Consider the following 8,225-nt stretch of genomic DNA (forward strand, 5'->3'; position numbering starts at 1 on the left):
CCGGGCTGGCTGCCGGAAGCGGTTGTGCACGGTCGACCAGGCACCGAACTCACACGGCATCTCCCGCCACTGCCCCCACGCCCCTCGGGGGACCGTCTCCCAGGTGGCTCGTACTGCGAGCCGCTTGTGCGGGGCCCGGTCAGCGGCGGGCCAACACCGCGACCTCCCAGCCGAAGCCCACCACCAACCGGCCATCCGGTACCACGGCCACCGCCCAGACCCGCAGTGGGAACACCAACTCCGGCCCGACCTGGTCGCCGGTGGTCAGGTCCCAGACCCGCACCGTACAGTCGTCGCCGCCGGTGATCGCCAGGGGGCGGCCCTCGACCACCGCCGTCGCCACCGCGTTCACCTCACCGGTGTGGCCGGTGAAGGGTTGGCCGATCCGCTGGACGGTGGTCAGGTCCCAGACCCTCACCGTACAGTCGTCGCCGCCGGTGACCGCCACGGGGCGGCCGTCGACCACCGTCGTCGCCACCGCCAGCACGCAGTCGGTGTGGCCGGTCAGGGGCTCGCCGATCTGCTCGCGCGTGGTCAGGTCCCAGACCAGTACCGTGCCGTCGTCGCCGCCGGTGATCGCCAGGGGGCGGCCCTCGACCACCGCCGTCGCCACCGCGTTCACCTCGCCGGTGTGGCCCGTCAGGGGCTCACCGACCTGCTGACCCGAAGGCAGGTCCCAGACCCGTACGTCATCGAAGCCGCCGGTGATCGCTACAGGGCGGCCGTCGACCACCCCCGTCGCCACCGCGTTCACCCCCTCCTCGTGGCCGGTGGGCGGTTCGCTGATCTGCTCGCGCGTGGTCAGGTCCCATACCCGCAGGGTTTCATCGTGGCTGCCGGTGACCGCCACGGGGCGGCCGTCGACCACCGCCGTCGCCACCGCCCACACCCAGCCGTCCCGGTCGGTGAGGTGACGGCCGATATGGCGACCAGCGGTCAGATCCCAGACCCGCACGGTCTGGTCAGAACTGCCCGTGACCGCGACGGGGCGGCCCTCGACCACCGCCGTCGCCACCGTGCCCACCTCGCCGGTGTGGCCGGTGAGCGGCTCACCCACCTGGCCGCCCGAGGTCAGGTCCCACACCCGCACCATCCCGTCCTGACTGCCGGCGATCACGTGGGGACGGCCGTCCAGCACCGCCGTCGTCATCGCCCGTACCTTGTCGGTATGGCCGCGCACCGGCTCGCCGAGCGGCTTGCCCGTGGCCAGATCCCACACCTGGAGCGTCCAGTCCTCGCCTCCGCTGACGATGCAGGGGCGGCCTTCGATCGTGGTCGTGACCACCGACAACACCCATCCGTCGTGACCGGTGAGAGGTCGGCCGAGCTGCCGGCCGGTGGCCAGGTCCCACACCCGCACGGTCTCGTCGTGGCCACCGGTGACCGCCACGGGACGGCCGTCGAGCACCCCCGTCGCCACCGCTCGTACCGCCTCCTCGTGGCCGGTGAGCGGCTCGCCGATCTGCTCGCGGGTGGTCAGGTCCCACACTCGCGCGGTCCCGTCGTGGCTGCCGGTGACCGCGACGGGACGGCCGTCGAGCACCGCCGTCGCCACCGAGTACACAGCAGAGGTGTGGCCGGTGAGCGGCTCGCCGATCTGCTCGCGCGTGGTCAGGTCCCACACCCGCACGTCGCCGCTGCCGGTGACCGCGACGGGACGGCCGTCGAGCACCGCCGTCGCCACAGCCAACACCCCGGCTGTGTGGCCGGTGAGGGGTTGGCCGATCTGCTCGCGCGTGGTCAGGTCCCACACCCGCACGGTCCGGTCAGCACTGCCGGTGAGCGCCACGGGGCGGCCGTCGAGCACCGCCGTCGCCACCGCGCACACCTCGCCGGTGTGGGCAGTGAGGGGTTTGCCGATCTGCTGGCCGGTGGTCAGGTCCCATACCCGCACGGTCCGCTCGGAACTGTTGGTGACTGCCAGGGAACTGTCGGCGACCGCCAAGGAACTGCCGGTGACCGCCACGGGGCGGCCGTCGACCACGGCCGTCGCGACCGCCAGCAACGCATCGGTAGTGTGGACGGTCGGAATACGACGCCGGGACCGGTCGAGCTGGCCGCCGGTGGCCCACTCGACGCCCCACGGTGCTGCGGGTTCGTTCTCCACCGGTGCCGCGGTGATCCGTGCCGACAGCTCCCGGTCCCCGTAACGGGCCGCGTCCAGCGCCAGCAGCTGTCGGCGTACCCCCGCAGTGACGTCACGATGCAGGTCTGTCGAGGCCCGGTACACCGACGCGGCCAACCGCGCCGCCGGGCCCGACGCCGCGTCCAGCAACGCCAGTACCGATCCCGGGTCAGCGTTCACCAGGAACCCCGGATCGGCCAACCGCCCAACGGCCACGGCGGATTCAGCACGCGGGCGGATGCCCCGCAGATTATCGGACATGACCGGCACACTAGCCGTACCCAGCAACACGGCACCGCAGAAGGTGCGACCGCCAGACCCCGCCTACAGATAGGCAGGGCGATGCCCCCGACGGGCGTCGCCCTGCCGGGCACCTCGGGGATCAGCGGTGCTTGAACTCCTCGATGGCCTCCCGGACGGTCTCCTTCATCTCCTCGCTGCCGATGTGCCCCGAGTCCTCGGAGATGTGCAGCCGCGCGCCCGGCCACGCCTTCGCCAGCTCCCACGCCGTCTGCACCGGGCCGCCCATGTCGTGCCGGCCGTGCACCAGCACCGCCGGGATCCCGGCCAGTTTGTGGGCGTTGCGCAGCAGTTGGTCCTCCTCCAGCCATGCGCCGTTGCTGAAGAAGTGGGCGCAGATCCGGACGAACGCGATCTGCTCGTCGACCTCCCGGGCGCTGTACATGCCGGGCGAGCCGTTGGGCTCGTTCGAGATGACCGCGTCCTCCCAGGCGAGCCAGTCGGCGGCGGCCTTCTCCCGGACCGCCCGGTCGGGGTTCTCCATCAGCCGCGCGTAGGCGGCGAGCAGGTCGCCGTCCCGTTCATCCTCGGGCACGCCCTCGCGGAACCGGTCCCACGCCTCGGGGTAGAAGGACCCGGCGCCCCGGTAGAGCCAGTCGGTCTCGGCCCGGCGGGTCGTCGTCACCGCCTGGATGATGATCTCGCTGACCCGCTCGGGGTGCTGCTGCGCGTAGGCCAGCAGGAGGGTCGAACCCCAGGAGGCGCCGTTCAGCAACCACCGCTCGATGCCGAGGTGTTCGCGCAGCCGCTCCATGTCGTCGATCAGGTGCTGCGTGGTGTTCAGGCTCATGTCCGCCGCCGGGTCGCTGGCGTGCGGGGTGCTGCGGCCGCAGTTGCGCTGGTCGTAGCGGATCACGCGGTAGCAGTCCGGGTCCCACGCCCGGGTGGGCCGGTCCGGCGTCCCCGCCCCGGGGCCGCCGTGGACGTACAGGACGGGCTTGCCCTCGGGGTTGCCGAGCTGCTCGTAGTAGACCCGGTTGCCGTCTCCGGTGTCGAGGAAACCGTGGCCGTAGGGACTCGTCGGAGGATAGAGATCAACCATGACCGTCGATCCTAGGGCGCGGGCGCGCTCGGGGCCCGCGCTTTTCCGCCCAACCTGCTTCGCGGGAACGGGCGTTCGGCCGACCTCAGGGCGTTTCAGTCCAGCGGGAGGGCCATCTCCAGGATGCGGGCCTGCGGGTCGAGCCCGTACGGGGTCTCTCCGCCGGTGTAGGTGAAGCCCCGGCGCAGGTAGAAGGCGGCGGCGCGGGCGTTCGCCTCGTGCACGCCGAGCAGCATCCGCTTGGCGCCGCCCTCGGTGCGGGCCCAGTCGGTGGCGGCGTCCAGCAGGGCGTCCGTCACGCCGCGTTCGCGGCCGCGGTGTTGCGGGGCCACCCAGACGCCGATCAGGACGGCGGTCGCGGCCTGGTCCCGGTCGGGGACGGACAGCATCGTGCCGACCCATTCGCCGTCCGGGTCGACGGCCGCCAGGCCGACGCTGCCCGGCTCGTTCACCCGGGCCACCCGGGCCCGCCAGTCGGCCTCGCCCAGGGCCTGCGCGGCCTCGTGGGTCTCGCCGAACGCCATCGGGAAGTCGAGGAGTTGGGCCAGCCGCACCTTCCGCAGGCGCTGCCAGTCCTCGGCTCCCATCCGCTCGATCCGGTACCGCATGTTCTCCGACCCCCACTGCCGCAGCTGCCTTCGCCGGCGGTGGTCACCTCCGGCGAAGGCAGCATAGCTGCAGGTCAGGGTCCGATGCGGACCGGTCAGGACCTGATGCGGAGCGGTCAGGGCTTGATCCGGACCACCTGCGGGTCGTGGTCGCTGGCCTGCTGGGCGAACTCGGCGTTGATGTGCACCACGTCGTACTTGGCGTAGCCGACCTCGGGGCTGACCAGGATGTGGTCCAGCACCTGCGAGTTGCCCTGGTAGACGTACGAGTACTGCTCGGTCTCCGGCAGTTCGTTCACCAGGTCGCGCAGCACGCCGTCCTTGGTGAGCGCGGCCAGCGCGGGCGAGAACTGGTAGTCGTTGAAGTCGCCGAGCGAGACGACGCGCGCCTCCTTGTCGGCGGCCAGCAGCTTGGCGACGAAGGCCTGCTCGATGGTGGCCTGCTTGACCCGCTGCACCTCGGAGCTGCGGGTGGGGGCCTGGAAGCGGCTGTCGATGCCCTGGTCGCCGCCCTTGCTGTTGAAGTGGTTGGCGATGACGAAGACCTTCTTGCCGCGGAAGGAGAACTGCCCGACCAGCGGCTTGCGGCTGTTGGTCCACGCGTCGTCGGCCGGGGCGATCCGGCCGGGCGAGGCGGTCAGCGCGGTGGTGGCGCCGCTGCCGGCGACGTCCACGGCGCTGGTGGCGGCGCCGCCGGGGATGTCGGTGAAGGAGACCCGCTGCGGGTTGAACAGGAACACCTGCCGGATGTTGCCGCCCGGCTCGCCGCCGTCCTTGCCGTCCTGCGGGTCGATCGAGCGCCAGTCGTACGCCGGGCCGCCGGCCGCCTTGATCGCGGCGATGAACTTGGCGACGGTCTGGCTCGCGTCGACCGTGCCGTCGTTCTTGGCGCCGTTGTTGTCCTGAATCTCCTCCAGGGCGACGATGTCGGGCGAGCGCAGGTTGGTGACGATGCCCTGGGCCAGCTCGGCGAACTTGGCGTCCGGGTTGCCGGGGGCGAGGTTCTCCACGTTGTAGGTGGCGATGGCGAGTTCGCGGTCGGCCGCCTTGGCGGTGACCTCGCGCTGGAGGTGGTTGTCCTGGAGCGTGCCCAGGGTGCCGGCGACGAGGGTGTAGCCGCCGAACTGGTTGTAGTCCAGCGGGCCGGTGGTGGTGCCGGTCAGCACGTCGCCCACGTTGGCCACCGGGAACGGCTGCTGCGGGGTGACCGCCGCCTGCTGCTGCACCATCAGACGGCCCACGTTGGGCTCCGCGTACGACTCGTACAGCACGCCGCCGCGCTTGCTGCGCTGGTCCTGCCGGTCGGCGGCGACCCACAGCTCGTTGTACTTGTCCGTCGCCTGTATCACCCGGACGTCCTTGACCTGGACGAGCATGCCCTCCAGCGACTCGTAGAAGTCCAGGGCGTACTTCTCCGGGTTGAGCGGCAGCGCGTCGATGCTGCCGCCCGCGGGCGCCGGCGGGGCGTAGGTGCCGGGGATGTTGCGGGTGTCCACGACCACCGGGGCCGGCAGCGGGTTGCCGGAGGACAGCACGGTGACGGCGGGGCCGGTGAGCTCGGTGACGGACTGCGAGCCGCCCGCGAAGGCCGGGTAGTACTCGGTGACCTTGCCGCTGACCAGGACCGAGTCGCCGGCCTTCACGGTCGGGTTGCCGCCGGTGTAGACGAAGACGCCCTCGCTGGTGGCCGGGTCGGCGTCGGGGTTCGGGTCCTGCATCCAGAAGCCCTTGGCGCTGCCGTAGGCGCGCACGCCGGTGACGACGCCGGGCACGCCGGTGACGGGCTTCCCGGCCTGCGGGGAGATCCGGGTGGTGCCCTGGATGTCGTGGATGCGCAGCGGTCCGGCCTCGGTCGGCCCGGCCGGGGCGGCGGCGTTCGCGGCGGTGGGCACGGCATTCGCGGCGGCGTTCGTGGCGGCGGGCGCGGCGTTCGCGGCCGGCAGCGGGACGAGCACCAGCGAGGCGGCCAGTCCGGCCGGGAGGATCGCGGCGCGCAGCAGGGCCCGGCGGGGGCGGGGAGCGGGGGCGGTGGTCACCGGGGCATGACTCCTAGCTCCGTCGTGCGGCACGGTCGTGGCACGGCGGTCGAGGGTGGAGCGGGGCACAGGGCGTCGTCCACCCGGCGGGTCTGCGGCCGCCGGGCCGTGACGCATGGTCAGGCGGCGTGCCCATGGCACGCGCTACCCGCGTAGATGAAGCGGAAGCCGGTCACCCGCCCCCCGCAGCGACCCCAAGATACGCGCGTAGAAAATGACGCGACAAGACCCCGTCAGTGAACTTCTGGCTCCGCTCCGACGTCCGCCCCGGCCCCTACTCCTGCCCTCGCCCCTACCCCCGCTCCTTCAGGCCGCCTCGACGCCCCCTCAGCCCGCCTCGATCCGTTCCACGATCAGCTCGCACAGCTCGTGGGTGCGCAGGGCGTCGTGCGCGTCCACGGTCTTGCCGGCCCGGACGGCGTCCAGGAAGGACTGGACGCACTGCTCGATGCCGCGCTGACGGGCGACGGACACCCAGTCGCCGCGCCGGCGGACGGTGGGCTGGCCGCGGTGGTCGATCACCTCGGCGAGGTTGTGCACCGCCCGCTTGGAGTCGGCGCCGGAGACCTCCAGGATCTCCTCCGTCGAGCCGGAGAGCCGGTTCATGATGCCGAGCGCCGTGAAGCCGTCCCCGCCGAGGGTCAGCACGACGTGCTCGACCAGCCCGTCCCGGACGCGGGCACGGACGTCGACGTGCTCGATCTCGCCGGGGGCCAGGAAGCGCAGGGTGTCGACGACGTGGATGAAGTCGTCGAACACCAGGGAGCGGGCCGCCTCGGCGAGGCCCTCGCGGTTCTTCTGCAGGACGATCAGGTCGCGGGGGCGCTCCTTGGCCTGGGCGTAGCCGGGCGCGTACCGGCGGTTGAAGCCGACCATCAGCGAGCGGCCCGTCCGCTCGGCGAGGTCGACGAGCCGGCGGGCGCCGTCCACGGTGTAGTCGAGCGGCTTGTCGACGTAGACGTCGACACCGGCCGTCAGCAGCTGCTCCACGATCGGGACGTGCTGGCTGGTCGCGGCGTGCACGAACGCCGCCCGGATCCCGCTCCCGATCAACTCCCCGAGATCGGTGAAGCGGTGCTCCGACGCAATCCGGTACGCGTCACCGATCCGGTCCAGCTTCGCCCCGTCCCTGGTCATCAACCGCAGGTCCAGCGCCGGCAACCCGCCCAGGACCGGCAGATACGCCTTCTGCGCAATGTCACCGAGGCCGATCACGCCGACCGGGAGAAGGCCGTCAGGAACAGAGGTCGAGCTCATACGAATCTCCATACTCATGCGCCGGAACCATCCACTCCACCCTATTCGCCCGCTCCCGCACCCCACCAACCCGTCGCCGGCTCCCCGCAGCGGCCCGACCACGCAAAACCTCCCCCACGGCCAAACGTCAGCCCCCGCTCCAAAGAGCCCTGCGTCACCACCCCAGAACCCGACAACCACGAGGCTTGACAGCGGCGGGCCGGCGCCGTTCGCCGGCCGCACCCACCGTGGCACCAAGTGCGCTACCGGGAGCAGGAAGCTGACATCGGATCATGTGTTCGAATCGCTCCTCCGATGGCAGGGTTGAGCTCGCAGACGACGGACGGGAGTGCCATTCGGGCGCTCCCCGCATGGAGGCTTGGGAGGCGTCCTTGGGGATCAAGGGGTGTGTCGGGCGGGGTGGCGCGAAGCTGGTCGGGGCCGTGGGACTGCTGGTGCTGGCGCCGCAGTTGGCGCCCTCGGCGACGGCCCCGGCAGCCTCCGGCGGACCGGCGCGTTCGGCGGGGGTGGTACGGCAGGCGCCGCCGCACGCGGTGGCGACCGTTCCGTGGAAGGTGCGGAATGCGGAGCTGGTCAATGGCTGGCAGTGAGGAGGCCGGCCCGGGCCACGAGGTGTGGGTCGCGGCCGCCGGGGAGGCGGCGGGAGCCGCCGCGACCGCGGCGATCCGGCTCGTGGGGCTTCTGCCCGCAGGCTGGGCCTGCGGGCAGCGGATCGAGGGCCGGCGGATCGTCCTGCGGGTCGGGGCGCCGGCGGCCGCCGGGGGGGGGGGGGGCCTGGGGGCCCCGCCCACTCGGAGGCTGGGGGGCGGGGGGGGCCGGGGTGGCGCGGGGCGCGCGCGCGGGGGGCGCGCCCGCCC

General features: G+C 72.4%; 5 protein-coding genes. All 5 read right to left on the reverse strand.

The features are described 5' to 3' along the window. Positions 1 to 139 precede the first annotated feature (139 nt). The 5 genes from ACFV6I_RS17250 to ACFV6I_RS17270 all read right to left on the reverse strand — a co-directional run bounded on the left by ACFV6I_RS17250 (position 140) and on the right by ACFV6I_RS17270 (position 7,368). On the reverse strand, positions 140 to 2,416 hold the full coding sequence (locus ACFV6I_RS17250; RefSeq protein WP_380426086.1) for a WD40 repeat domain-containing protein: 2,277 nt from the start codon (positions 2,414 to 2,416) through the stop codon (positions 140 to 142). Positions 2,417 to 2,507: 91 nt separating this feature from the next. Next, positions 2,508 to 3,467, reverse strand: a complete 960-nt coding sequence (pip, locus tag ACFV6I_RS17255; RefSeq protein ID WP_380344028.1) for a prolyl aminopeptidase — start codon at positions 3,465 to 3,467, stop codon at positions 2,508 to 2,510. Between the two features lie 95 nt (positions 3,468 to 3,562). Next, entirely contained in the window at positions 3,563 to 4,075 is a 513-nt protein-coding gene (locus ACFV6I_RS17260) for a GNAT family N-acetyltransferase (protein WP_380426088.1), read from the reverse strand. A gap of 116 nt (positions 4,076 to 4,191) precedes the next feature. Further along, a complete protein-coding gene (locus ACFV6I_RS17265) occupies positions 4,192 to 6,030 on the reverse strand; it encodes an endonuclease/exonuclease/phosphatase family protein (protein ID WP_380344060.1) in 1,839 nt (612 codons plus the stop codon). A 408-nt stretch (positions 6,031 to 6,438) separates the two neighbouring features. Next, a complete protein-coding gene (locus ACFV6I_RS17270) occupies positions 6,439 to 7,368 on the reverse strand; it encodes a Gfo/Idh/MocA family protein (protein WP_380426090.1) in 930 nt (309 codons plus the stop codon). Positions 7,369 to 8,225 lie beyond the last annotated feature (857 nt).

The organism is Kitasatospora sp. NPDC059803 (assembly GCF_042732255.1).
Classification (GTDB): domain Bacteria; phylum Actinomycetota; class Actinomycetes; order Streptomycetales; family Streptomycetaceae; genus Kitasatospora.

Excerpts from the sequence above, each read along its gene's own strand:
- pip (WP_380344028.1), bottom strand. The coding sequence starts at position 3,467 with ATGGTTGATCTCTATCCTCCGACGAGTCCCTACGGCCACGGTTTCCTC.
- ACFV6I_RS17270 (WP_380426090.1), bottom strand. The coding sequence starts at position 7,368 with ATGAGCTCGACCTCTGTTCCTGACGGCCTTCTCCCGGTCGGCGTGATC.
- ACFV6I_RS17260 (WP_380426088.1), bottom strand. The coding sequence starts at position 4,075 with ATGCGGTACCGGATCGAGCGGATGGGAGCCGAGGACTGGCAGCGCCTG.